This window comes from Enterococcus sp. LJL51 (assembly GCF_049894025.1).
Taxonomy (GTDB): domain Bacteria; phylum Bacillota; class Bacilli; order Lactobacillales; family Enterococcaceae; genus Enterococcus_L.
On the sequence record NZ_JBNEQE010000023.1, the window covers coordinates 16,280 to 41,336 of the forward strand.

Genomic DNA, 25,057 nt, shown 5'->3' on the forward strand with positions numbered 1-25,057 from the left:
TCTCCTATAATGAATAACAACAGGTACGCTGAAAAAGTAAGTAAAGCTAGAGGAAGACAAAAAAAGATCTGAGACATATCATTGTCTCAGATCCCAAAAATCAAATAAACAGTGTGTTAAATGCCGCCATTCTTTGAGGATTGAAGCGAAGTGAGAACTGTAAGCAAGCTTGTAAGAACTTAACCCTTTTCTCGGGAATCGTTAGACTCGTAGAGAAAAAGCTCTCTGTGCTCTGATTCCCCCGCAGTGTCGCTTGAAAATTTTCGGATGATTCGGCTTATTACTGAAAAACACAGCGAAGTACGAGCTAGTGGTGAACAATACCTACTGGTCTCTCAGAGCTGGACACTCTGCCACAATCTCTTGAAACTAGCAAAATCATTTCGTGTGTCACTATCTTTTGAAGCGTATTTAGTTTGGTCTTAAAGCAATATTCTGAGAAATTGTTGATTCTGCTTCAAGAGAAGACAAGTGATAAACAGCGATAATCTGTTTACCGGACAAAGCAGCTGGAATATTTGTTTGAATAGTAGTTGTTGGAATATCTGTTTCAGCTACCAGATAAATATCCTGATCGTAAGGCAATTCTTTCAGTGTATATGTTCCTAAACGTTCAGGAGATATAACAGTAGAAAGCTTTCTACCATTTTTGTCATAAGCTGTTACAGGAATCGCATGTAAGGGTTCGGTCAATCCATTCCGAACACCATCTCCGTTCAAATCGTCAAAGACGGTTCCTTTAATGGTCACGTATGGACGAATACCGTAGAAGAAATCAGCCGTTTTTTGAACTTGGAAATTCGTTAAATCGTAAGAATTTCCCCAGACATCTACTGAGATAAAGCGCATTGCTGGAAAATTTCTAATAAGTTTGCTAATATTTTGACCTTTAGCAATCAAAGTAGAAATATCTGAACCAAGATATTGATCAAGATTTAACTGATCGACTTCATGTAATGCTGTTGAGAAGAAATCAGATAAATCTTTTAAATAATCATAATCAGGCGTTGTTGTAATATCTCCAGTTGAGATTAAGTCAGGATTATCGATTAGCTGAGCAAAATCATTGGACGAAAGAATGATATCCAATAATGCGTTAATCTTAGGAAGGTTAACAATGAGCTCGCTTAGCTTCAGGTTGAAAGGAGAACGGAAGGCGACATAGATACCGCTTTCTGAATCAGGAAGCTGAATAGGCTGGTTATTTTTGGTTGTCAGCAATTGAATCGCGCCGTCGCCAATAGTAATGGAGCCTTTCATCGCTTGGCCGATCAACTCTGCTTGATTGATATCGCCAAGTCCGCCATTATTAAGAGCTTCACTGGTTTTGGTAAGATTCACGATAACCATTGTTTTATTATTTTCCCTTTTTTCTGTTGAATCCATCATGCCGTTGCTGTTCAAATCGCTAAAAACATGAAAATTCAAATTAGCGGATTTTGTCACTGCTAGGTTGGCACTTACTAATAATGAATTAACCTTTATTTCCAGAATACCAGAAAAAGGTTTGCCGAGCGCATCATAGTAAGTCTGTGATTGAATTAGCGGAGCATAACCGTTATTTTCGTCATAACGGATATAGTAGGTTCCTTTCTGCAAGCCGCTGAAGCTATACGTTCCTACCGCACTTGTTGTTGCAGCTTTGAATAAGTTAGTCTGATTTTGAGCATCCAAAGCAGTTTTATAAAGTTCAATCCGCTGATTTTTAACAGGTAAATCTCCCTCTGAAAGAGTGAAAATACCATCTCTTTTGACATCAATAAACTTATTTCCAGTAATTGTATAAATCGAAGGACTCCAAGCAGCTTTAGCAGGTGCAGGTTGCCCAGCCAAGAAAGAAAATAGTGTTGCTGAAAGAAAAAGCAGTAAATAAACATATTTTTTCACATTAACTCCCCCTAAATAATGATTTATGAAAAAGAGTGACACTTTCAATCATAGCAAGGTTCGTAAACGAATACAATAACAATTGTTATTGTACAATTATTATTTTCTTAATATGAAAAACAAAAGTCTTGAAAAGTTATTTTTACTTTTCAAGACTTTTGCTACATTTAAGGACTTATAAATTTTCTGTGTAAAATCAGTAATGGTGACGAAAAACGAGGGGAGCATTTGGAAAATATCTAGGCTCGTGAATAAGATATCTTTGACAATATACAGAAGCCGGTCTCATACTGAAGAAAAACGCATCTGAAAGTTTCAGGGCGGATTTTTTAATGATTAAGAAAAGAGCACCGCTTATGCGGCGTATCAGCGAGTGTTTCTGCCGATGTTTCCTAACACGTTTCAAATATTCGTCGCTAGCGTTTTAGACACGCTTTATTTAAATCGCCATCCAATTAGGTTCAAGGGTGTTTCCATCAGGATCGAGAACTTCCAGACCATACATCTGACTTTCAGGAATACCCATGTCTACATGGAAGAAATCCCCGCCGTTCTTTTTGGCAGTTTCACCAAATTTTTTCACTGCTTCAGCGCTTTCCATGCTAAAAGCAATTAGAGCACCGCTTGTGGTGCGGGTATCCGCTATTGTTTTATCCTTAATAAATTTTTGATAGAAGTCATGAGTGAGCAGCATAATCCAGAAATTGTCATCCCATACCATGGAACTTGTTTCCTCAGTTGAGAATTCTTTGTTTTGAGTAAAGCCCAGCTGTTGATAAAATTCTACAGAACGAGATAAATCAGACACAGGGAAGTTCACAAAAACCATTGTTGACATAAAAATCCTCCTCTTTTCTTTCTTTAATTACATGCAGAGAATCTCATGCAGCGGACTATTTGTCAAAGGTCATGCTCAGTAAGGTGATAGTCATCTTGATGTTTATTTATCCGCCAGAGGCATTTACTTTGATTTTGGTAGTGGTACACTTATAGATAACTCTTATTTAATAAGTATTGTGTCAGTTCTACTTGATGCTGTATGTATAGTTCTGTGAATCTTGGCTGCTGATTTTAAAGCTGTAATAAATAATTGTGGTGCTGAAGGATTGCGCTGCTTCGTTTAGTAAAGTCAGAGCGGATACGCTATATTTTTAAGTGGGCTGAGGGGAAGGCTATATTAGCTTTCGTGGTAAAAATAGCCGGCTGCTTACACAGCATCAGTGATAAGATTAATAATAAAAAATGAAAAGGATGAAAAATGTGGATCAACGGGTATGGTATGTTATAGGTTTGAGCGTTGCAGTAGTAATAATCATCTTGTTTCTTGAATGGCGTACAAATTATAAGCTTCGTGAAAAGATTAAACAGCAATGGGGAAAAGCACCTGTATGGAGTAGATTCGATCACGAAGACAGCTTAAAGGATGCATGGAAAATTGCGCAGACCTATCAGAAATTTGAAAGTGAAATAGATGATATCACTTGGTATGATTTGGATATGACAGAGGTGTTTGAGGCTGTGAATGGAACCTATTCCAGCATTGGATCTGAGGCCTTATATCAGCGGTTGAGAAATTTCGATTTTAATGATCAGTCTGTTGAAAAGCTGGAGGAGTTAATTGCATTTTATGAGGAACAACCGGAAAAAAGAGCGGCTATTCAGTTTCGATTTGGCCAGTTGGGTAAAAAGGATAAAAACTTTGTAAAGCACTATTTATCTGAAGCCGCTGGAAAAGAGCTGCCGCATTTTTATCTTTATGTGTTTTTCGGCATCCTCCCTCTAATTGGAGCAGGAATTTTGGCTTTTGGTCAGGTATTTGGTTTGTACCTATTAGTAGGCAGCATTTGTTTAAATACCTTTTACTATTTGAGTAAGAAGGAACGACTAGAGACAGAGCTGAACAGCATGCGTTATTTTGTTCAAGGACTTGGAACGGCTAAGGCTATCAGTAAAATAGAAACTCCTGTACAGCAGCAGCTAAAAAGCAATCTGACGCCTTTAAAAAGTATTCTGACTTTTGCAGTCTCTTTTCGAGTAAAATCAAACTCAGAAGCTGAAATGCTTTTTGATTATATAAATATTATGTTTATGCTGCCTTTTATTTCGTATCATTTTGCGTTAAGACGTTTGGCAAAGCATAATAAAGAAGCAATTATTCTGTGGGATTTATTGGGAGAGCTGGAAGCAGCCTACGCTGTATTAAATTTCCGCTTGTATATGCCGAAAACAGCGGTACCAAAGTTCCAGACTGGAGGAGTTTCTGCAGAAAACAGCTATCATCCGCTTTTGTCTGCTTCTGCGGTAGTTAATCCAGTGGCATGGGAAAACAACACATTGGTAACTGGATCAAACGCTTCCGGCAAGTCAACCTATGTCAAGAGTGTTGCAATCAACTGCATTTTGGCACAAACAATTCATACAGCTGCTGCAGACCACTTTTTAATGCAGCGGGGGCACGTGCTGACATCGATGGCAGTAGAGGATGATTTATTTGAAGGAGACAGTTATTTTGTTGCTGAAATCAAATCAATTAAACGGGTTCTGGATCAGGTTGCTACAGGTGAACATTGTTATTGCTTTATTGACGAAATCCTTAAAGGAACCAACACAATTGAACGAATTGCGGCATCAGCCAGTATTATTGACTGGTTAAAGGACTACCCATCTATTGCTTTTGTTGCGACTCATGATATTGAGCTGACGGAAATTCTGAAGTATAGTTGTACAAACCTGCATTTTGAAGAGCAGATAGAAGCTGATGGCATTAGCTTTGATTATCAAGTAAGGTCGGGCGCAGCAAAAACAAGAAATGCTTTGGAATTATTACAAGTAATGTCCTATCCCAAAGTTATTGTAGACTCTGCGAAGGAAGAAGCAGCTTTCTTCGATAAGCACAGACTATGGAATATTTTGAATACCCCGACAGTCTAAGCTATCATTTTTGTCACATCATCTAATAATGTTGTTCCTGTTTATTTCGCTGCCTCTGGGCTATAATCCAAGCGAGGAGGTCAACAATGGACAGACAATTAGAGAAACAAAATAGAGGTTTTACGATTTTTGATTTAAAGATTTTGGGTATTATCTTGATGTTTATCGACCATATTCATGAAATGTTTGCGTTGATGGGAGCGCCAGACTGGATTGATTGGTTTGGACGTCCCGTTGCGACACTGTTCTTTTTTGTTAGTGCGGAAGGGTTTAGTCATACCCGTAACAAACAAAAATATTTACAGCGTCTATTGATTGGTTTTTGGGTCATGGGTGCAGGGAATTTTGTGATACAGCGGTTATTTCCTTTAGGGGATATGGGATTGGTCAACAATATTTTTGCGGATTTATTTGTCGCTGTACTTGCTATGTACGGAACAGATTTAATTAAGGAAGGCTACTTTAAAAAGAACATTCACAAATTCGCTTTGGGGTTATTATGTATGCTGCTGCCGATTCTTTTATCTGGAATAGCACTGCTGTTAATGAGTAATCCAGCGACCATTGTTCCTGGAGTCAGCATAGGTCTCGTTTTTCCAACTCTGATTTTTACTGAGAATTTCATCATGGTTTATCTAGCTACTTTGCTGTATTTGTTAAGAAATAAACGGGTGCTGCAGTGTGTGGCAATCGCTGCTGTTAGTCTGCTGTTCGCTGCATCAAATCTTCAGGAGCTTTTTACGGCGAATACTCAGTGGATGATGATTTTTTCAATCATTCCGATAGCGCTGTACAATGGAGAGAGGGGCAAAGGGATGAAGCAGTTTTTCTATGTTTTCTATCCAGCTCATATCTGGCTGCTGTATCTTTTTGCTGTTTTTATTTTCAATCATTTCTATTCATAAATCTGAGGAACGAGACTAGAGCTGAGTGGATAGTTATTGAGGAATAAGCAAGACTTTTTCACATTATGAAGTAGAGATTCCCCATTCTGGATGTTAAGTAATTTTGTTTAGTATTTTTATAAAGCTTAAAGAATATTCAGCAATTCTTTTCCAGCTGGCTGTTTGTTCATGGTTAATTTTAGAGGAGTACGTGGAGGAATAATAGCCCGTACTCGTCTTTTTTTGTCTTCTGATGTTAAAATAGAAGGAATAAAAGAAACTGAGGTAAAAATCATGAAAATAAGTGTACGTCATCGTTATGTGGAGAAAATTCCTGTATTGGAGGTCGTCTCCGAGTCGGCAAAGACACAACCGCTGCCGTTAATTGTCTATTATCATGGCTGGCAGTCGGCAAAGGAGCTGTCGCTGACACAGGCTCGTAAACTGGCGGCGAAAGGCTTTCGAGTCGTTCTTCCAGATGCGATGAATCATGGCGAGCGGAAAACAGGGGCGGTATCGATGATTCCGTCCATTACTTTTTGGTCAAGCATTCAATATAATGTCATTGAATTCTCCGTTATTCTTCGTTTCTTTCAGCGTTTAGGGCTAGTTGAAGGAAATAAGGTGGGGGTAGGTGGTGTTTCAATGGGAGGAATTACTACTTGTGCTTTACTTACACAGCATCCTGAAATTCAAGCCGCTGTTTGCCTGATGGGAACCCCTTATCCGGGAAGATATATTCAGAGAGTGATGAGAAAGGCCAAGGAAATGGATGTGTACGTACCGGAGGATCTCCCGTTGCTATTGAGCTGGGTTGGAAATTATGATTTATCTAGAATGCCTGAAAAGCTGCAAAGCAGACCAATTCTATTCTGGCATGGCACAGAAGATGTAAAAATTCCGTATGAAGATATGACTGATTTTCAGGCATTGGTCAAGACACAGCCTTTCGCAGCTGGCAGCCGCTTTTTAACGGGAACAGGTGAAGGGCATCTGGTTCAGGGAAGTCTGATGGATACGGTTGCTGAATTTTTGGCTGAAAGTCTGAAATAGCGAGTTATTAGCTTTGCTATAAGAAATAATCTGATTCGATTGTATATGGGCGTGATAAGAAAGGCTTTTTCATAAAAATAGGCAGCAGTTATTGATACCGTCTGCCAATTCTTAATAGTTAGGAAAAATAAAACAATTAAAATAGGATTGAAGGAGGTTAAACAGCAGATAGAATAAAAACTTAGGAGTACACACATGCAATTTGCTTTTTCAAAGTAACAAGTAAGATTTATTGCCTATTTTCTTAGAAATAGTCTACGATAACTAGATATTTTTTAAGAAATTAGGTACAATAAAGACCGTTGGTACTCTGGTACTGGCAAAGGGCAACTCGGCTGGAGAGTGGCAGCTTTCCAGTCGATACTCCATTATTTGGTTGGCGCCGAATGATGGAGTGCTTTTTTATTTTGTTGGAAAACAAGGGACCTGTGAACAGATTTTGGGATAAAAACATCGAGCTTATGAATCTGTAAAGGGAAAATCGTGTTCAAAGGAAAGCTATTCTTCCTTCTGCTGTAATAAAGCTCCTTCAATACTGCTAACAGGATAGAAAAAAAGACAGTACCATAAGCTATATGCTCTGATACTGTCAATAGTTGAACAACAAATAATCTGGTTCTGAATCAATCTGAAAACAGGGGAAAGGCAAAAAACTCAGCCTTCCAAAGGAGTTTCAGGCATGAAAAAGAAAGAATAATTAACGAACTATTGGCTTTTGCATCACAGTGGCAGCTGTTGTACAAATCTTCGACTATCTGATTGGCGTCAGATAGAGAAGAGCCTTTTTTATTTATATTAAGTGAAATATTTCTATCCTGCACGTATAGTATACCTAAAGAGAGCTGTTACTGCAATAAGAAATATTACTTTAGGTAAAGAAGTCTATTGGGAGAGTGCAGCAGCTTAACTGTTAAAGCGTCTTTTTTTGGGGCATTTCAGGAAGATATGATATTCTAAAAGAAAGCGGTTAATTGGGAAAAGAGGAGTCCAGATGAACGTAGTAATCATTGGTGCATCCTTTGCAGGTATAGCAGCTGCAATAGGAATTAGACAAAAGTACAAAGAAGCTTCTGTTCAGCTTTTGGATAAGCAGGCAGATATCGGCTTTTTACCTGGAGGCTTGAATCTTTGGGCTGACGGACAAGTAGAGCAGCTGCAGGAGGCTCGTTATATCACTCCTGGACAGCTGAGGCAGCAGGGCATCGATTTATGTTTAGCCGCCGAAGTGACGGCTGTTGATACAGTACTTCATTATCTAAAATATGAAAAAGAGGGAACGGAATTTCAGATTGCCTTTGATAAACTAGTTCTAGCGACTGGCTCTAGTCAATGGTCCCGTCAAATTCCGGGAAGCAACTCGTCAAAAGTACTGAAATACAAGTTTTTAGAGGGAAGTAGTCATTCACTGGATGTTTTAGCTGATAGTCAGTCTGTAGCTGTTATTGGCGGCGGACAAATAGGTGGTGAGGCAATAGACAGCTTATTAAAGCTGAAAAAGGACATCCATTTGTTTGAAAGCATGGATTATTTGCTGTTTAAATATTTTGATCAAGAGATGATTTTGCCTGTACAGGAAGACATGAAGCAAGCAGGAGTTCAGTTCCACTTCAACGAAACCGTGGAAGAAATCGTGGAGCAGGAGCAACTATCTATTAAAACTAGAAAAGGAAACTATCAATGTGACGGTGCAGTTTTTGCAATGAATGTTCGTCCTGACTTAGCTTATCTTGATAAGCGGGTGGAGCGTCATATGGATGGGACTATTTTGGTGGATAATTACTTGCAGACTTCTCAAAAAGATGTCTTTGCAGTAGGGGATTGTATTCAGATTCGACATTCTCTTGATACAGAGTCAGTGTACATTCCTTTAGTGAATAATGCTGTACGGACCGGACTGACGGTCGCTGAAAATCTTATTGATCCTGCGGTCGAATTTACGGGTTCTTTACGGACAATAGGGACTAAGCTGGGAGAGTATTACATTGGAAGTACAGGGCTGACCGAAGCAGAGAGTTTATTTTATCCGGAGGAGGTCGCAGCTGTACACCTCACTCAGAAAGCGGCATTGTTTTCAGAAGAAATGATTTCGGGAAAATTGATTTTTGAAAAAAGCACCAAAAAATTATTAGGTGCACAGCTTGTTTCTAAAGTGGATATTTTAGAGAAAATTAATACATTGGCGTTGAGTATTCAAGTGGGACAAACATTAGTGGAGCTGTATCAAAAGGATTATCTGTTTCACCCCTTCTTCACCAATATATTAGATATTACGAATCATTTGGGGGTAGCTGGGCTATGGAGTGAACAACATGAAGATTGAGGAGCTGCTGGATAAAAAAGAAGCCCGGGAAGTTCAACTATTGAAAAAGGCGATTTTGTCAGGGGGAACCGTTTCGGAAGAGATTTTAATCAGCTATTTAGGCATTTCCAAAGCCTCTCTAGAAAGTGACATCAGCGAACTGGGATACTATTTGAAGCCTTATGAAAAAGACTGCAGGTTATTTTATGATGGCCGTCAGGTAAAGGTAGACTTTACCGATCACTTCAGTATCAGTACAGTTATCGGAGATTATCTTCAAAGCTCGTTAAAATTCCAGCTGATTAATTATTTATTTCAATATCGGGAGTTTACGATTGTTCAGCTGACGACTAAATTTATGATTAGCGAGTCATCGCTTTTTAGAAAAATTAAAGAACTGAACCAACTGTTGAAGGAATTTGATATTCAAATTCGAAATGGCCGTCTAAAAGGTGAGGAGCTGCAGATTCGCTATTTTTATTTTCAGATTTACTGGTTTTTAACACCTTATGAGCAGCATCAAAAACTGACATTGACTGCCCAGAATTTTCGGATTATTGAGGCTCTTGAAAAAGCTTTGGCGATGAATTTTACTGAAAATAGCAAACTGAAAATCAGTTTGTGGCTGACAATCAGCAAAAAAAGAATTCCAGTGAATGATAAAAAGCACGAACTTTTAAGAAGGAAAATGCTGGAGTATGAGCAGGATCCGTTGTATCAAAGTCTGCGTTCCTTTGTTATCCGTTTTTTCAGCCGTTATCCAATTGATATTGATGAGAACGAAAGTCAGCTTCATTTTGTTTTTCTAACAAGCATGTTCGTTTTATCAGAAGAGGATTTTGCTGATTATGGAATGATGAGGGGGCGAAGAAGCCCTACTTCGCTGGCAGATACCTTTTTACTGGAGCGGGTGATTTTGTATTATCGTCCGCAGAAATTTATTCCAGCGTTAGAGAAGAAAATATTCTATTATTTTTCTCAAATCCACAACCGGCTATACTTTTTTACAGGAGAATTGGAGCTTTTTGAGCAAGATAATATTTGGGAAAAGGAAGAGAAGCTGTCGGGGCATCACTTGCTTGAATTTTCCCATGAGCTGCTGAAGCAAAGCCTGTCCTTTTTTGGGGAAGCGTACCAGCAGGGAAACAGTCTTCATGAATGGTCGCTGATTAAGTATCTGAGTGTATTGGCTGTCATTGATTTTGAAATGATGGTAGAGCTGCAGATAGGGATTGACTTAAAAATGGATCCTCTGTATAGAGACGTGATGACTCAGGTATTAATGCTCAGTTTGAAAAATATTAACGGGGTAACCGTGGAAGGGTATAAAGAAAATAAGCGCTATGATTTGGTCATTACCAACTCTTTTGGGGAAAATAGTCATCTAGCAGAGCATTCCGTTTATGTTTTGTCTGAGCTGGGGTCAGCCTATGATATTTCCCAGATTAAAAAGAAAATCAGAAGCTTATATGAAAAGCAGAACAAGTCCGGGACATAAGTCAATTTCCGGACTTTCCTTCTTTTTAGTAGAACGACACAGTCGACAGAAGCTCCTTTAACACATAGAGAAGTACAGGAGTAGAAGCAGCACTTTAGGAAACAAGAGTCCAACAGAGGCTCATTTTTTATATTAGCAGAAAGCAAAAACAGTCACTTATTTTAAAATTTAAAAAAAATATGACATTTTTAGAACCGCAAATTCTTTTATTATATAGGCAAGAAAACGGTTTCTAAAAAAACAGGAGGAAGTAAACATGACAGAGAAAAAGTACATCATGGCAATCGATCAAGGAACCACAAGTTCACGGGCAATTATTTTTGATAAGGCAGGCAATAAAGTAGGAAGCTCTCAAAAAGAATTTACACAGCACTTTCCTAAAGCCGGCTGGGTAGAGCATAATGCTAATGAAATTTGGAATTCCGTTCAGTCTGTTATTGCAGGAGCATTAATTGAATCTGGTGTAAGACCGACAGACATTGTGGGAATTGGTATTACAAATCAGCGGGAAACAACCGTAGTCTGGGATAAAGAAACGGGGCTGCCCATCTACAATGCGATTGTTTGGCAATCACGCCAATCTTCGCCAATTGCCAATCAGCTGAAGGAAGACGGACACGGAGAGATGATTCATGAAAAAACCGGACTGATTATTGATGCATACTTTTCTGCAACAAAGGTCCGCTGGATATTAGATCATGTTGACGGGGCACAGGAGCGTGCGGAAAAAGGCGAGCTGTTGTTTGGAACGATTGATACTTGGCTGGTTTGGAAGCTAACCGGCGGGGAAACCCATGTGACTGACTATTCCAATGCCAGTCGGACCATGCTTTTCAATATTCATGAGCTAGACTGGGATCAGGACATATTAGACCTGCTGAATATTCCTAAAGCAATGCTGCCGAAAGCAACTTCAAATTCTGAAATTTATGGGCTGACAAAAACCTATCATTTTTATGGAAGTGAAATTCCAATTGCCGGCATGGCAGGCGATCAGCAAGCCGCTTTGTTTGGACAAATGGCTTTTGAAGCTGGAATGGTAAAAAATACCTACGGTACAGGATCCTTTATTGTGATGAATACAGGAGAGAAGCCGCAGCTGTCAGATAACAATCTTCTGACTACGATTGGCTACGGCATTAACGGCAAAGTGTACTATGCGTTAGAGGGCAGCATCTTTGTTGCTGGTTCAGCGGTACAGTGGCTAAGAGACGGATTGAAAATGATTCAGACAGCTGCTGAGTCAGAGGCAGTAGCCAATGCTTCTGTGAGCAATAATGAAGTGTATGTGGTTCCGGCATTTACTGGACTGGGTGCACCGTATTGGGATTCTGATGCAAGAGGTGCAGTGTTTGGCTTAACCAGAGGAACAACGAGAGAAGACTTTGTCAAAGCGACGTTGCAGGCAGTTGCTTATCAAGTTAGAGATATTATTGACACGATGAAAAATGATACGGGTATCGATATCCCAGTATTAAAAGTAGACGGCGGCGCAGCAAATAATGATTTACTGATGCAGTTTCAGGCTGATATTTTAAATACCTCTGTTCAAAGAGCACAAAATTTAGAAACGACAGCATTAGGCGCAGCTTTCTTAGCCGGATTAGCGGTGGGCTTCTGGAAGGATTTAGAAGAACTGAAAGCCTTTCATGAAGAAGGAGAGGTATTCGAAGTTAAAATGTCAGAGGATGAACGGGAAGACTTATATGAAGGCTGGCAGCAAGCCGTTGCAGCAACCAAAATGTTCAAGCATAAACCAAAATATGGAAAAGAGTGATGAGAGATGGCATTTTCGGCAGCTTCACGAGATGAATACATTAAAAAAATGAAAACTGAAACACTTGATTTACTGATTATTGGCGGAGGCATCACTGGAGCAGGAGTAGCGCTTCAAGCCAGCGGAGCAGGTTTGAAGACCGGACTTATTGAAATGCAGGATTTTGCAGAAGGAACTTCCTCCAGATCGACTAAGCTGGTTCATGGCGGTATTCGTTATTTAAAGAATTTTGATGTGGAGGTAGTAGCAGATACAGTTCAGGAGCGTGCAGTTGTTCAGCATATTGCTCCTCATATTCCAAAGCCGGATCCCATGCTGCTGCCAGTATATGATGAGCCGAGTGCGACCTTCACCATGTTTTCTGTAAAGGTTGCGATGGATTTATACGACCGTTTGGCTAATGTTACTGGAACCAAATTTGAAAACTATACTTTGACAAAAGAAGAGGTTTTAGAGCGTGAACCTCAGCTGAAGAAAGAAGGGTTGTTGGGGGGCGGTGTATATCTGGATTTCAGAAACAACGATGCACGTCTTGTGATTGAGAATATCAAACGGGCGGCAGCTGATGGCGGATATATGGTAAGCCGAGTTAAAGCAACAGGATTTTTATTGGATGATTCCGGCAAGATTATCGGCGTAGCGGCTAAAGATTTATTGACGGAGGATATTTTTGAAATCAAAGCTAAAGTAGTGATTAATACTACTGGACCCTGGTCAGATAAGGTTCGAGGCCTAGACAGCGACGCAAATATTACACCTCAGATGCGTCCGACAAAAGGTGTTCATCTGGTCGTAGACAGCAGTCGGTTACAGGTACCGCAGCCAACCTATTTTGATACAGGAAAGCATGACGGACGGATGGTTTTTGTTGTGCCAAGAGAAAAGAAAACATATTTTGGTACAACGGATACAGATTATACAGGAGATTATAAACATCCAGTTGTTACGCAGGAGGATGTCGAATATCTGTTAGAGGTTGTCAATAATCGCTACCCCGAAGCTGCTTTAACAGTTAACGATATAGAGTCAAGCTGGGCAGGGATTCGTCCATTGATTTCGACAAACGGCGGTTCCGATTATAATGGTGGTAAAAACGGCAAAATTACCGACGCTAGTTTTAATCAGGTTGTCGATGTTGTGTCAAGCTATCAGAAAAAACAGGCTAGTCGTTTTGATGTTGAAAAAGTATTAAATCACTTGGAGGATTCTCTCTCTGAAAGCGAAAGTAATCCGTCAGCGGTTTCAAGAGGAAGTCTATTAGAGCGGTCAGAAGATGGTCTGCTGACATTGTCCGGCGGCAAAATTACTGATTATCGTAAAATGGCAGAGGGCGCAATGAAAGAAATTCAGCGAATACTCAAAGAGGAGTTTAATCAGGTAGTCACATTGATTGATTCTAAAAACTACCCTGTATCGGGAGGGAATATTAACCCTGAACAGGTAGACGAGGAATTAGAACTTCTTGCAGAGCAGGGACGGAAAAAAGGACTGAGCAACAATGAAGCAAATTATCTGGTTCATTTATACGGATCTAATGCTGACTGGCTGTTCGCCAAAATTGATGAAATAAAACCAGCTAAAGGCTTAAGCTTAGCTGAAACGTTAGGGCTTCATTATGCAATGGAGGAAGAGATGAGTCTGACACCAGAAGATTATCTGGTACGTAGAACGAATCATTTGTTATTTATGAGAGATACTCTTGATGAAGTGAAGCAAGGAGTCATCGAAGCGATGGCAAGCTATTATGACTGGACTTCTGAGGTCAAACAGGCTTACGTAGAAAGTCTGGAGCAGGTTATCAAGGAATCTGATTTGGTTGAACTGAAAGAGAGGATGAACTGACCATGGATACATCTACAGCGCAGCTTTTCAGCGAGTTTTTAGGCACACTGATTTTGATTCTTTTAGGCGATGGTGTTTGTGCCGCAGTTAACCTAAAGAAAAGTAAAGCGGAGGCATCCGGCTGGATTGTTATTGCAATGGGCTGGGGAGCTGCAGTTACAATGGGTGCTTATATTGCCGGCTTTATGGGACCAGCTCATTTAAATCCAGCTGTAACGATTGCTATGGCGATGACTGGCAGCTTTGAGTGGGGCATGGTGATTCCGTTTATTCTAGCTCAGCTAACTGGAGCGTTTACTGGAGCTGTTCTTGTTTGGCTGGCGTATCTGCCCCACTGGAAAGAAACCGAAGATCAGGGCGCAGTTCTGGGTACATTCGCAACTGGTCCGGCAATCCGAAACTATCCAGCAAACATGATTACTGAAATCATCGGCACATTTGTTCTTGTCCTTGGTTTACTGGCATTTTCACAAAATGATTTTGCTGCAGGAGTTAATCCAATGGTTGTGGGGATTCTAATCCTGTCTATCGGCTTATCTCTTGGCGGGCCAACAGGCTATGCAATCAATCCAGCACGGGATTTTGGTCCACGGCTGGCGCATCAGCTCTTGCCAATCTCAACAAAAGGAAGCTCAGACTGGAGTTATTCTTGGGTACCGATTATTGGACCTGTTATTGGCGCAGTAATCGCCGGAGGAATTTGGCTGATGATCGTTTAACAAAATAAAGAGTGTCTCCTATAGGAGGTTGTGACAAAAGTGTTTAGCTCCGAGAACCAAGATTGTCAAGAAACACTACGAGGGAACCAAGTAGCTGTTGATTGATACCTACCTGGAGCTTTTCACATTTTTGAGATAGTTCGTCTTATTTCTCGAATTTCGACTTTTTGAAGTGTCCGCTAAAGTTAATTTTCTCCTAACTTTAGCGGGGACTTTATTTTTGCTTCCTACTTGCTTTGAGAAATAGTGTACAGCTGCTTGAGGATTAGTGCAAAACTGTGAGTTGAAGGGAATAAGCAGCTCCGCTGTATCTCCCCTTGACCAAAGAAGAATACCAGTCAAGATACTAAGTATGGAAAAAGGTTTAAGGAAATAATTGTTAGTAAATATTGTAGCTCATCTGTATTTTCAGCCGTTAAAAATAGTGCAACGCTCTTTAAGCTGTTTTTAAGGGATAAAAATGATTATTATGGTTCTATATTTCTTTTGGATGAAAAGTAAATATTGTGTTTACATCGGGCATTTTTTTTTGTACTCTTAACTTGAGTTTATTTTTTTGTTGAAGGGGGAACAATGGGTGTCCTATCAAGAGATGGCATTTCTTTTTCTCGGAGGGTTAGGAATTTTTCTATTCGGGATGAAGTATATGGGAGATGGTCTGCAGAAAACTGCTGGAGATTCTCTAAGAGATATTTTAAATACATTTACCTCAACACCTTTAAGAGCTGTTCTGGCAGGAATAGTTGTGACGGGAATTATTCAGTCTAGTTCCGGTACAACAGTTTTAACAGTTGGACTGGTGAGTGTGGGTTTTATGTCGCTGCGTCAGGCAATCGGAGTAATTATGGGAGCGAATGTGGGAACAACTGTAACCGCATTTATTATTGGCTTTAATTTAAGTGCCTACTCGCTGCCGATTATGGGTATAGGTTCGATTATGCTTTTCTTTTTCAAACGGGAGAAAATCAACAATATCGGTCAGATTCTGTTTGGCTTCGGCTGTTTGTTTTATGGATTAAAGCTAATGGGCAGCGGTATGGCGCCTTTACAGGAGCTGCCGCAGTTTTCAAAGCTGATGGTCGAGGTTTCTGACTATCCGATTTTAGGTGTAGGGATTGGTACCTTGCTGACGATGGTTCTGCAGAGTTCCAGTGCTACAATCGGTATTTTGCAACAATTGTATACACAAGGAAGTTTAGAAATTGGTGCGGCTCTGCCAATCTTATTTGGGGATAATATCGGCACAACAATAACAGCTGTTATTGCTGCGTTAGGAGCAAGCGTGGCGGCTAAGCGTACAGCTGCCTCTCACGTTGTCTTTAATCTTGTGGGAGCAATCATATTTACTATCTTACTTTCACCATTTACAGCGGTCGTTGTCAGCATATCAAGCATGTTTGGATTGAATCCGGCAATGCAGATTGCCGTAGCACATGGGATATTTAATGTCTCTAATCTGCTGATTCAATTCTGGTTTATCAGTAAAATTGAACTGCTGGTACGCAAGATTATTCCAGGAAGTGATAAAGAAGGAATTGACTTCAAGCCTTCTAATCTAAACGAAACGATTATTCAAAGCTCGCCTACCCTTGCCTTGAATCAAGCAAAAATTGAACTGCTCCAGATGGGTGAATACGTTGTGGGAGCATTTGAAGCAACGAAGGCTTTTTATGAAAAACAGGATAATGTGGACCGCGAAAATGCCAATCAATATGAAACGGCTATTAATGATATGGACAATCGTTTGACGGAATATTTGGTGCAGCTTTCTTCTGCAGAGCTGACTATCGCTGAGAGTCATGAGCAGACAATGATGCTGGAGTTAACTAAGGATTTGGAGCGGATAGGGGATCATTGCCGCAATATTACTCAGAATATCGATGAAGCGATTAAGCTGGAAAAGAAACAGAAGGCAAAAGACAAAAAAGCCGGCAAGCTTTCCAGTCGGGATACATTGATTCTTTATGATGAAGACTTAATTGATTTGTTCAATAAAGTATTGAAAAACATCAAAGACTCATTAACGGCGTTTGAAAATGACGATAAAACAATGGCTGAGCACATGATTGAACGAGAAGAGCAGATTGACGAGATGGTTAAACTCCTGCGGAAAAAATATATTTCAATCATGAACAGCGGAAAAGGCCGGGCGGCAGACGGCATTCTGTTTATCGACTCAGCTTCAAATCTGGAACGAATGAGCGACCGTACGATTCACATGGCTAAGTATGTACTGGGCGAGCGCTATGGGACAGAAACAATCTCTGTAGAGCAATCCATCAATCCAGTTATCAAGCTGGTTGATTAGTGTTGTATTGTGAATAATAAGAAGCAGTTGAGAGAGCTGTTTTAGTAACGGGACTATTCGGCTTTAGTACAAATAACTATACTAAGACTTGTAGAGAAGGTAATTCGATAGAATATCTTACTACTCGTCTTAGTATTTTTTTATTAGATGTGGGTTGAAAGAAGTGCTTTTTCGGGCAGGCAAAGTGAGGTAAAGTGAAAGAGGATAACCTAAACTTAAATAAATGGAGTTGAACGTAATGGAATGGATGGAACGATTAGAAAGCTCGCTGGTTTATATAGAAAAAAATCTGACTGGCATTATCGACTATAAAGAGCTGGCAGCAATTGCCTGCTGCTCGGAATATCATTATCAGCGAATTTTTTCCTACATGGTAGGTGTACCATTGACGGAGTATATCCGCAGACGGCGGCTGTCTCTTGCGGGTGTGGATCTGCAAGAAGGGGCAAAGGTGATTGACGCGGCAGTCAAGTATGGTTATGAATCATCAAACTCTTTTGCCAGAGCTTTTAAGAAGCTTCACGGGTTGACACCTTCACAGGCGCAAAAAGAGGGCGTACCATTAAAATCCTATCCGCGGATTAAATTCCAGATTTCAATTAAAGGAGCTGTGGAGATGGAATACCGGATTGAAAAAAAAGAGGCCTTTCGTATTGTGGGAGCAAGGCGGACTCTGTCAAAAGAAATCGAAGAAAATTTTAACGAAGTCCCTGAATTTTGGACAAAAGTAACAACAGACGGCACCTTACAGAAGCTATTTCCGTTAATGGATAGTAATCCTCAAGGCGTACAGGGCATCATGGGGATAAGTACAGGCTTTGGGGATGAAACAGCTGTTTCCGAATATTACATTGGAGTAGCCAGTGATCAAACAGTCCCGGAAGGTTTAAGCAGTTATACAGTTGAGGGATTTACATGGGCTATTTTCTCTGGTCGGGGACCAATGCCTCAAGCGATACAAGAGTTGGAAAAAAGAATTGTGACCGACTGGCTGCCTAGTTCAGGATATGAATATGCTGATGGTCCGGATATTGAATTGTATATAGAGCCGAATCCGGAAGAAGCCGCCTTTGAAGTTTGGATTCCAGTAGTGAGAGGAAACGAATGACTTAAGAGAACAATAATTGAAGGAAGGGAAGCAAAATGAAGTTTAAAGGACCGATGCTAGTAGTTAAGGATATAGAACGCACGAAGAAATTTTATACAGAGCTTCTTGGTTTGCGGGTTATTTCTGATTTAGGTGAGAATGCAACATTTACAGGCGGGTTATCCGTTCAGACGGAAAATTCATGGATGATGTTTACGAAATGTTCGCAGGATTTTTTCCGTTATCAGGGAAACGATGTGGAAATGTATTTTGAGGAAGAAGATTTCGATGGATTTATTACTAAAATAAAAAAAGCGGACATTCCGACAATAGAAGAAGCGCTGGTTATGCCTTGGGGGCAGAGAGTTGTGCGCCTATATGATCCGGATAAACACATTATTGAGGTTGGCGAAGAACTAAAGCTGATGATGAAAAGACTGCATAAAGAAGGGTATTCTGTAGAGGACTTGGTTGAAAAGACCTTTATGAAAAAAGGCATAATTGAACGGATGCTGAAAAGCTAAATGCAAAAGCGATGTTGTCATCTTTTTTGCTGATAATCACAGCAGATAAAAAAGAACGAAATGGTGGGTCTTCACTTATGATTTAGGAAACTAACGCATAGGGATGATTGACAAATTTCGTTCTTTTTTTTATCAGTTTGCGCTAATCTTGCCTAGATTCTTATTCGTCAACGCGTGTTTATCTTTAAAATCACCGATTATTGACTGTTGATAAAATGAATGAAAATCAAATAATACGGCAGCATTTTAGTCTAGTGAAGTACGTAGTGCCCATTCTTTGGCATCAACCTTTGTAAAGCTTGAATTTTCCCTACATATATCAAGCCAATCAATATGAGCTCTGATAGCCTCTTCACTTAGCCCGAGTTCTTTTTTCATAGCTACGAGTATTTTGTAAGAGGCTTCGTTTGGATTTGCAGCAGTGCTTTGTGCTGCGTAATAGTAGCGCAATAATTTTACTTCCTTACTCTCGTGCTGCTTCAACTTTTGAGAGCGCAGCTCCGAAAAATTCTCATAAGATTTTATCCTGCATAGCTCTGGCAAAATCCAGGTTTCAAAATCGGCTCCTATCTGTCTACAAATCTGCTCGATTGGTCTATTGGATGGAAGAAAGTTTTTATACCCGTCAATTTTATACATACCACCAGAATAATAGGGAGAAAGCATACCGCAATAAGGTAAAAAATCAAATTGGTTTAATTCGCATGCTTGATTGTAAATCCATTGTTTTGAAAGCTGTTCTTTTATTTCGTCTTTTTTTGAAGCGCTTATATGAAAGCGAAAACTTGCCCCAGTGCTGTTACTGTTAAACTGAGAGTTCATCATGTGAATAATTAAATACGAGTCTCCAATTTCCCGATACCATGTTAATCCGGTTGTGGAAAACCCATTTTTTTTAAGTAAAGGCTTTATTACTTGTTTTACAATAATATTGCGTTTTTCGACAGGAGTTAAACTTATTTCCCGCGCTTTTTGGTGCTGGTACGCTGCAACATCATCATCTGAGATAGCCAATTCGTTCATAATACCACTCGTATCGTAAGGCAGGTATTCAGGCATTGATATGAGTTCCAAATAATAGTTTACTTTTTCTTCTTTCATCATTTTATACCCTTTCTTCAACCACATAAAACCAAAGAGAATATAACAGTAGTATAGCATATATGTTTCAAGCAAATCGTAGGCTGGAGAAAACAAGAGTATATTCAACTGATTTGTCATTATGTGGAAGCTCAATACAACTTTCACGGTTAAAAGCCTTCTTAAAGAAAACTTATGAAAGAAGAGAACAGTTATACTATTTCATTAGGGGATAATTCGATATAATGGACTATATTGATAGAACAGGAGATAACTATGGAAGCTATTTTTTATTTATCCTCAGATAAAGAAACAGAGCTGCATCTTGTGTGCTGGAAGCCTAAGCAGCAGCCGATAGGTATTGTTCAGCTAATTCACGGAATGGCTGAGTATATTGAGCGGTATACTGAATTTGCAGAGTATCTGACTCGTTTAGGTTATCTAGTTGTGGGGCATGACCATTTAGGGCATGGAAAATCGGTAGATAGTAAAGAGCCTCAGCACGGCTATTTCGGCAAAGGTCGAACAGAACAGATTCTAATTGAAGATATTGATCAAGTAAGGCAATGGACACTGGGCAGATACCCAGAGCTTCCATATTTTATGCTGGGACACAGCATGGGGTCGTTTGCCTTGCGGAACTATCTGCAAAGTCATCATGAATCAGTTTCAGGCGTTGTCTTAATGGGAACCGGAACCGGCTCTGCTGCAATTCCGGCAGCCTTATCCATTACAACAGGCTTAAACAAGCTGCAGCCCAAAAAAGTAAATCAATGGCTAGATGAGTTAGCATTTGGCTCCTTTAGCAAACACTTTCCGGAAGAGAGCCGCTTTAACTGGCTGAGTAAAAATCAGTTAAATGTGCAGCAATATGAAGAAGATGCTTTGACTGGCTTTACATTTACCAATAATGGATTTCATACATTGTTCCAGCTAATTCATAAGGCGAATCGTTCCGGCTGGGCAGAACGTCTACCTAAGAATTTGTCAGTTCTGGTCATCAGCGGTGAAGAGGATCCAGTCGGCGGGTATGGAAAAGGTGTGAGAAAGGTAGCTAAAACACTGAGTTCGTCCGGTATAAAGGATGTTTCTTTGGCCTTATTTACTGAGCTGCGCCACGAGATTCTTTTTGAGGACGAGAAAGAGCAGGTTTATGGGGCCATCAGCAGCTGGCTGGCTCGGCAGTTAAAGAAAAACGGGTAGTAAGTATGCGGATTTAGAAATGAACTCAATTGCTATTTCCGCCATTTTTTAATACACTGGATGAATCAGCTGAAAACTGGGATTTCAGAGCAGGGATGACACTGAAGTGATGAATTGTATCAGCAATATTCGGGAGTAATAATTATCGGGAGAATAGGAAAAAATGAAAAAGAAAGCAATTAGGGAAATTGGCGCCGCGAATTTGAATTGGCTGTTCCGACATGAAGAAATCAAGAAAAATAAAGAAGCTGAACTATATCAAGAATTATTTTACGATATAGTTTGGAAACAGGCTGCTGTTGTAGGAGTTGTTAAGTCGCTGCCGTTTGAACTGGACACCGCACCTGTAATGACGCAGGGCTGGGCTGAAGGTAAGCAGATAGTTGTACCAAAAACAACTAAAAACGGCTTGGTTTTTCATCAAATTACTGCTGAATCAGTTTTTGTTGAATCAGCTTTTGGTGTAGAAGAGCCGGCGATAGAAAAAGAAATTAAGCTGTCAGAGATTGACTTGCTGATTGTTCCAGGCTTAATTTTTAAAATTAACGGGTATCGGGTAGGCTTTGGGGGAGGTTATTACGACCGTGTGTTAAAGGATTTTCAAGGGAAAAGCTGTAGTTTGGTATTTAGCGAACAAATTCAGGAAAGCTGGCAGATTGAAGAATTTGACCAGAGAGTAGACAAACTGTTTATTCGATAAGGAGGATTTGATGGATTATCAAACAAAGATAAAAAGAAAGCGAATATTTAACCAGCCATTTATCACATATGGATTATTAGTAGTTACAACTGTGTTCTTTTTGGGGATGGAGCTCACAGGCGGATCAGAAGTGAATGAAGTACTGCTGCGCTGGGGAGCGATGCAGAAGCAATCGGTTGTCCAGAATCATGAATTCTGGCGTTTTTTCACTCCGATGTTTTTACATATAGGCTGGATGCATTTTGCTATAAACATGGTTACACTTTATTATGTAGGACGGCAGGTCGAAAATATTTACGGACATTGGCGTTATCTGGCAATTTACCTTTTAAGCGGGATAGCCGGTAATTTACTGAGTTTTGCTTTTAGTCAAGGTGCGGTTTCAGCTGGTGCCAGCACTTCGTTGTTTGGCTTGTTTGGCGCCTTTCTGATTTTAGGCAGACATTTCAGGAATGATCCTGCGATTACTTTTATGTCGAGGCAATATGGTATTTTTATTGCCATCAACTTATTTTTTAACCTGTTCAGCCCGTCTGTAGACATCGCTGGACATATTGGCGGTTTACTTGGCGGACTTTTAACAGCGACATTTTTAGCAGTACCTAAGCGCTCGGAGTCCTTCAATATTCATGAGCGTATTATCAGTGGAATGATTTTTGTTTTTATTCTAGTAATTTGCTTTTTCTTAGGTTTTAAAAATGCTTATTAAACTGTATAATGATAAGGAAGTGCTTTGACTTGGAAACGCTATATGATGTTCAGCAGCTGTTCAAAAGATTTGGGATATACATCTATGTAGGCGCCAGAATCTATGATATTGAGTTGATGATGATTGAGCTGAAGAATCTTTATGATAGTCAGTTGGTTGATAAAGAGACCTACCTTCATGCCCGGCGAATTCTGAACCGTGAGCACAGAATTGAAGAAAATAGAACACAAGGGAAAGGGATCGAATGAAATGGATAAGAAGATTATAGGAATTGACTTAGGCGGTACCACAATCAAGTTCGCGATTTTAACGCTGGATGGAGAAATTCAGCAAAAATGGAGCATTGAAACAAACATTCTAGATGACGGAACTCATATCGTACCTGATATCATTGCGTCGATCAACCATCGTATTTCTCTTTATGGAATGGACAAATCTGATTTTGTCGGCATCGGTATGGGAACTCCAGGCAGCGTAGACATCGAAGCTGGTACCGTAGTCGGCGCCTACAATCTAAACTGGATAACAGTTCAGCCAGTGAAAGAGCTGATTGAAGCCGGCACAGGAATTCCTTATACTGTAGATAATGATGCAAATGTGGCTGCGCTGGGGGAACGCTGGAAAGGCGCTGGTGAAAATGATGCAAATGTGGCTTTCATTACTTTGGGTACAGGTGTCGGCGGCGGTATTATTGCAGAAGGTCAGCTGCTGCACGGAACAGCTGGCTGTGCAGGAGAAATCGGGCATGCAACTGTTGATCCTGAAGGTTTTCAATGTACCTGCGGTAAGCGGGGCTGTCTGGAAACGGTAGCCAGTGCGACAGGTGTTGTTAGATTGGCAAGAAAACTATCAGAAGAATATGCTGGAGATTCTGAACTGAAACAGATGATTGATGATGGTCAGGCTGTTAGCAGTAAAGATGTGTTTGAATACGCTGAAAAGGGCGATGCATTTGCTTTGATGGTTGTTGATAAGGTATGCTTCTATCTTGGATTGGCTTTAGGGAACATTGGAAATATTCTGAATCCTTCGTCAATCGTCATCGGTGGCGGCGTTTCAGCAGCAGGCGAATTTTTAAGAAGCCGTGTTGAGAACTATTTCAATGAATTTACCTTCCCGCAGGTTCGGGAAAGTACAAAAATAAAATTAGCTATATTAGGAAATGAAGCCGGTGTAGTAGGTGCTGCTTCTCTGGCATTAAAATTTAACGAAGAGTAAGAGAGGGTTTTTAGATGTCTGTGTTAATGGTTTTGAATATTATTTTAGGTGCAATTCTTTTGATGATGGTTGGAAATGTGCTGTACACATTTATTTTAGGAAAGACAACAGCTAAACTGCTGACAGATGATGAATTTAAAGAAGGAATGAGAAAAGCACAGGTAATCGATGTGAGAGAAAAAGATTCCTTTGATGCTGGGCATATTTTAGGTGCCCGCAATGTACCGTCTTCTCAATTAAAAACCGGTATGCAGTCGATTCGTAAAGATCAGCCAGTCTATCTTTATGACCAGCGGCGTTCAACTAGCCTGCGTGTTGCACGCAAGCTAAAGAAAGCCGGTTATCAAGAATTGTATGTGCTAAAAGAAGGGTACGACAATTGGACAGGTAAAATTAAAAAGAAAAATACTATATAAAAGGCTCTATATCAAATCTTGTTGATAGAACAAAAAACTGAAATAATTGTAAAACTTGGAACAAAAAGCAGGAAACTTCTGGTTTTGTTTCAGGTTTTTTATTTGAAAGGAAACTCTGTCAATTAGCTGAGCTGCTAAGCTTTGCTTTATCTGGAGTAATCGCAGAGTTAGGTCTAGTCACCTGATAGCCTGTCTATAGGTGGAAAGTCTCTATTCAATGATTCAAATAAATGGCTCTATTTCCATGTGATCCCTGCTTGTGCATCATTTGATTAGAACGGAGCGAGCTAATTTTTTCAAGGACTACTTATCGAAGCTACGCCCACTATTTTACTAGCAGTTTTTAGACAAAGAGAAATTGTCAGTTAGCTATAGAACCTAAAAAAGCAAGGAAGGCTGCTTTCTCTGTTTTTTACTAAAGGGGTTGCAGACTTCTTTTACCTGCAGCGATACTCGAAAGAAAAATTTCCAAATAGAAATAGTTTTCTTTTTATTATTTTAAGATACAATGGAAGAGGGGGATCGTTATGATTTATCTGAAAAGAGCGTATGAAAAACCGGAAGCAGAAGATGGCTGTCGTGTTTTAGTTGACCGTCTGTGGCCCAGAGGGGTGTCCAAAGAAAAGGCGCAGATTGACTATTGGCTGAAAGCAGCAGCTCCCAGTAAGGAATTAAGGCAATGGTTTAATCACGATCCTGAGAAATTTAGCGAATTTAAAGAGAAATACAAAGTAGAACTTAAAGAAAACCCGGTAGTAGTTGAACAGCTGTTGGAGCTGACAAAAAAAGAAAAGGTTACTCTTATTTATGGAGCGAAAAATAAAAAAATGAATAATGCTGTGGTTTTAAAAGAAGTTATCGAAAACCTAGTGAGTTAATTTTCCAGAAAGATTCGGGAGCAACTCCTATATTTCGCGCCTAG

The 25,057-nt window shown here is 39.9% G+C and carries 21 protein-coding genes; 18 read left to right on the plus strand and 3 right to left on the minus strand.

From position 1 onward, the window contains the following. Positions 1 to 411: 411 nt before the first annotated feature. A complete protein-coding gene (locus ACPWSO_RS16275; RefSeq protein WP_426084643.1) occupies positions 412 to 1,887 on the minus strand; it encodes an SdrD B-like domain-containing protein in 1,476 nt (491 codons plus the stop codon). 439 nt (positions 1,888 to 2,326) lie between these two features. Further along, positions 2,327 to 2,725: a VOC family protein gene (locus ACPWSO_RS16280; protein ID WP_426084644.1), complete on the minus strand. Its 399-nt coding sequence runs from the start codon at positions 2,723 to 2,725 to the stop codon at positions 2,327 to 2,329. A 413-nt stretch (positions 2,726 to 3,138) separates the two neighbouring features. On the opposite strand from ACPWSO_RS16280, the gene ACPWSO_RS16285 reads away from it, so the two are divergent. The 11 genes from ACPWSO_RS16285 (at position 3,139) to ACPWSO_RS16335 (ending at position 18,809) form a co-directional block, all read left to right on the plus strand. Then, a complete protein-coding gene (locus tag ACPWSO_RS16285) occupies positions 3,139 to 4,818 on the plus strand; it encodes a MutS-related protein (protein ID WP_426084672.1) in 1,680 nt (559 codons plus the stop codon). Positions 4,819 to 4,904: 86 nt separating this feature from the next. After that, complete coding sequence (locus tag ACPWSO_RS16290; protein ID WP_426084645.1) at positions 4,905 to 5,723, plus strand: TraX family protein; 819 nt, start codon at positions 4,905 to 4,907, stop codon at positions 5,721 to 5,723. A gap of 273 nt (positions 5,724 to 5,996) precedes the next feature. Beyond that, entirely contained in the window at positions 5,997 to 6,755 is a 759-nt protein-coding gene (locus ACPWSO_RS16295) for an alpha/beta fold hydrolase (protein ID WP_426084646.1), read from the plus strand. Between the two features lie 991 nt (positions 6,756 to 7,746). Further along, the gene (locus tag ACPWSO_RS16300) at positions 7,747 to 9,075 is read left to right on the plus strand and encodes an FAD-dependent oxidoreductase (RefSeq protein WP_426084647.1); all 1,329 of its coding nucleotides are present in this window, start codon (positions 7,747 to 7,749) and stop codon (positions 9,073 to 9,075) included. Beyond that, positions 9,065 to 10,552 (plus strand): helix-turn-helix domain-containing protein, encoded by a 1,488-nt coding sequence (locus ACPWSO_RS16305; protein WP_426084648.1) that lies wholly within the window; start codon positions 9,065 to 9,067, stop codon positions 10,550 to 10,552. The genes ACPWSO_RS16300 and ACPWSO_RS16305 overlap by 11 nt, the downstream gene beginning before the upstream one ends. 256 nt (positions 10,553 to 10,808) lie before the next feature. Further along, on the plus strand, positions 10,809 to 12,329 hold the full coding sequence (gene glpK, locus ACPWSO_RS16310; protein ID WP_426084649.1) for a glycerol kinase GlpK: 1,521 nt from the start codon (positions 10,809 to 10,811) through the stop codon (positions 12,327 to 12,329). 6 nt (positions 12,330 to 12,335) lie between these two features. Continuing rightward, a complete protein-coding gene (glpO, locus tag ACPWSO_RS16315) occupies positions 12,336 to 14,171 on the plus strand; it encodes a type 1 glycerol-3-phosphate oxidase (RefSeq protein WP_426084650.1) in 1,836 nt (611 codons plus the stop codon). Between the two features lie 2 nt (positions 14,172 to 14,173). Next, positions 14,174 to 14,890, plus strand: a complete 717-nt coding sequence (locus ACPWSO_RS16320) for an MIP/aquaporin family protein (RefSeq protein WP_426084651.1) — start codon at positions 14,174 to 14,176, stop codon at positions 14,888 to 14,890. Positions 14,891 to 15,467: 577 nt separating this feature from the next. Then, complete coding sequence (locus tag ACPWSO_RS16325; RefSeq protein WP_426084652.1) at positions 15,468 to 17,198, plus strand: Na/Pi cotransporter family protein; 1,731 nt, start codon at positions 15,468 to 15,470, stop codon at positions 17,196 to 17,198. A 238-nt stretch (positions 17,199 to 17,436) separates the two neighbouring features. Beyond that, positions 17,437 to 18,306: an AraC family transcriptional regulator gene (locus ACPWSO_RS16330; RefSeq protein WP_426084653.1), complete on the plus strand. Its 870-nt coding sequence runs from the start codon at positions 17,437 to 17,439 to the stop codon at positions 18,304 to 18,306. Between the two features lie 35 nt (positions 18,307 to 18,341). Then, positions 18,342 to 18,809, plus strand: a complete 468-nt coding sequence (locus tag ACPWSO_RS16335; protein ID WP_426084654.1) for a VOC family protein — start codon at positions 18,342 to 18,344, stop codon at positions 18,807 to 18,809. A 246-nt stretch (positions 18,810 to 19,055) separates the two neighbouring features. Here the strand turns inward: ACPWSO_RS16335 and ACPWSO_RS16340 are convergent, their stop codons facing one another. Beyond that, positions 19,056 to 19,913, minus strand: coding sequence for a DUF4304 domain-containing protein (locus tag ACPWSO_RS16340; RefSeq protein WP_426084655.1), 858 nt, complete (start codon positions 19,911 to 19,913; stop codon positions 19,056 to 19,058). Positions 19,914 to 20,165: 252 nt separating this feature from the next. On the opposite strand from ACPWSO_RS16340, the gene ACPWSO_RS16345 reads away from it, so the two are divergent. The 7 genes from ACPWSO_RS16345 (at position 20,166) to ACPWSO_RS16375 (ending at position 25,013) form a co-directional block, all read left to right on the plus strand. Next, positions 20,166 to 21,092 carry an alpha/beta fold hydrolase gene (locus ACPWSO_RS16345; RefSeq protein WP_426084656.1) on the plus strand — a complete coding sequence of 309 codons (927 nt, stop codon included), beginning with the start codon at positions 20,166 to 20,168 and terminating at the stop codon, positions 21,090 to 21,092. Between the two features lie 163 nt (positions 21,093 to 21,255). Continuing rightward, positions 21,256 to 21,792: a 5-formyltetrahydrofolate cyclo-ligase gene (locus ACPWSO_RS16350; RefSeq protein ID WP_426084657.1), complete on the plus strand. Its 537-nt coding sequence runs from the start codon at positions 21,256 to 21,258 to the stop codon at positions 21,790 to 21,792. Positions 21,793 to 21,802: 10 nt separating this feature from the next. Beyond that, on the plus strand, positions 21,803 to 22,501 hold the full coding sequence (locus ACPWSO_RS16355; RefSeq protein WP_426084658.1) for a rhomboid family intramembrane serine protease: 699 nt from the start codon (positions 21,803 to 21,805) through the stop codon (positions 22,499 to 22,501). Between the two features lie 29 nt (positions 22,502 to 22,530). Continuing rightward, the gene (locus ACPWSO_RS16360; protein ID WP_426084659.1) at positions 22,531 to 22,749 is read left to right on the plus strand and encodes a YqgQ family protein; all 219 of its coding nucleotides are present in this window, start codon (positions 22,531 to 22,533) and stop codon (positions 22,747 to 22,749) included. Position 22,750: 1 nt separating this feature from the next. Next, on the plus strand, positions 22,751 to 23,719 hold the full coding sequence (locus tag ACPWSO_RS16365; protein WP_426084660.1) for an ROK family glucokinase: 969 nt from the start codon (positions 22,751 to 22,753) through the stop codon (positions 23,717 to 23,719). A 14-nt stretch (positions 23,720 to 23,733) separates the two neighbouring features. Next, positions 23,734 to 24,135, plus strand: coding sequence for a rhodanese-like domain-containing protein (locus ACPWSO_RS16370; RefSeq protein ID WP_426084661.1), 402 nt, complete (start codon positions 23,734 to 23,736; stop codon positions 24,133 to 24,135). Between the two features lie 527 nt (positions 24,136 to 24,662). Beyond that, on the plus strand, positions 24,663 to 25,013 hold the full coding sequence (locus tag ACPWSO_RS16375) for a DUF488 domain-containing protein (RefSeq protein ID WP_426084662.1): 351 nt from the start codon (positions 24,663 to 24,665) through the stop codon (positions 25,011 to 25,013). Positions 25,014 to 25,057: the final 44 nt, after the last annotated feature.

Coding starts and splice junctions, on each gene's coding strand:
- ACPWSO_RS16295 (WP_426084646.1), top strand. CDS start 5,997: ATGAAAATAAGTGTACGTCATCGTTATGTGGAGAAAATTCCTGTATTG.
- ACPWSO_RS16335 (WP_426084654.1), top strand. CDS start 18,342: ATGAAGTTTAAAGGACCGATGCTAGTAGTTAAGGATATAGAACGCACG.
- ACPWSO_RS16365 (WP_426084660.1), top strand. CDS start 22,751: ATGGATAAGAAGATTATAGGAATTGACTTAGGCGGTACCACAATCAAG.
- ACPWSO_RS16375 (WP_426084662.1), top strand. CDS start 24,663: ATGATTTATCTGAAAAGAGCGTATGAAAAACCGGAAGCAGAAGATGGC.
- ACPWSO_RS16320 (WP_426084651.1), top strand. CDS start 14,174: ATGGATACATCTACAGCGCAGCTTTTCAGCGAGTTTTTAGGCACACTG.
- ACPWSO_RS16345 (WP_426084656.1), top strand. CDS start 20,166: ATGGAAGCTATTTTTTATTTATCCTCAGATAAAGAAACAGAGCTGCAT.
- ACPWSO_RS16285 (WP_426084672.1), top strand. CDS start 3,139: ATGAAAAATGTGGATCAACGGGTATGGTATGTTATAGGTTTGAGCGTT.
- glpK (WP_426084649.1), top strand. CDS start 10,809: ATGACAGAGAAAAAGTACATCATGGCAATCGATCAAGGAACCACAAGT.
- ACPWSO_RS16355 (WP_426084658.1), top strand. CDS start 21,803: ATGGATTATCAAACAAAGATAAAAAGAAAGCGAATATTTAACCAGCCA.
- ACPWSO_RS16340 (WP_426084655.1), bottom strand. CDS start 19,913: ATGATGAAAGAAGAAAAAGTAAACTATTATTTGGAACTCATATCAATG.
- ACPWSO_RS16330 (WP_426084653.1), top strand. CDS start 17,437: ATGGAATGGATGGAACGATTAGAAAGCTCGCTGGTTTATATAGAAAAA.
- ACPWSO_RS16300 (WP_426084647.1), top strand. CDS start 7,747: ATGAACGTAGTAATCATTGGTGCATCCTTTGCAGGTATAGCAGCTGCA.
- glpO (WP_426084650.1), top strand. CDS start 12,336: ATGGCATTTTCGGCAGCTTCACGAGATGAATACATTAAAAAAATGAAA.
- ACPWSO_RS16370 (WP_426084661.1), top strand. CDS start 23,734: ATGTCTGTGTTAATGGTTTTGAATATTATTTTAGGTGCAATTCTTTTG.
- ACPWSO_RS16305 (WP_426084648.1), top strand. CDS start 9,065: ATGAAGATTGAGGAGCTGCTGGATAAAAAAGAAGCCCGGGAAGTTCAA.
- ACPWSO_RS16280 (WP_426084644.1), bottom strand. CDS start 2,725: ATGTCAACAATGGTTTTTGTGAACTTCCCTGTGTCTGATTTATCTCGT.
- ACPWSO_RS16350 (WP_426084657.1), top strand. CDS start 21,256: ATGAAAAAGAAAGCAATTAGGGAAATTGGCGCCGCGAATTTGAATTGG.
- ACPWSO_RS16290 (WP_426084645.1), top strand. CDS start 4,905: ATGGACAGACAATTAGAGAAACAAAATAGAGGTTTTACGATTTTTGAT.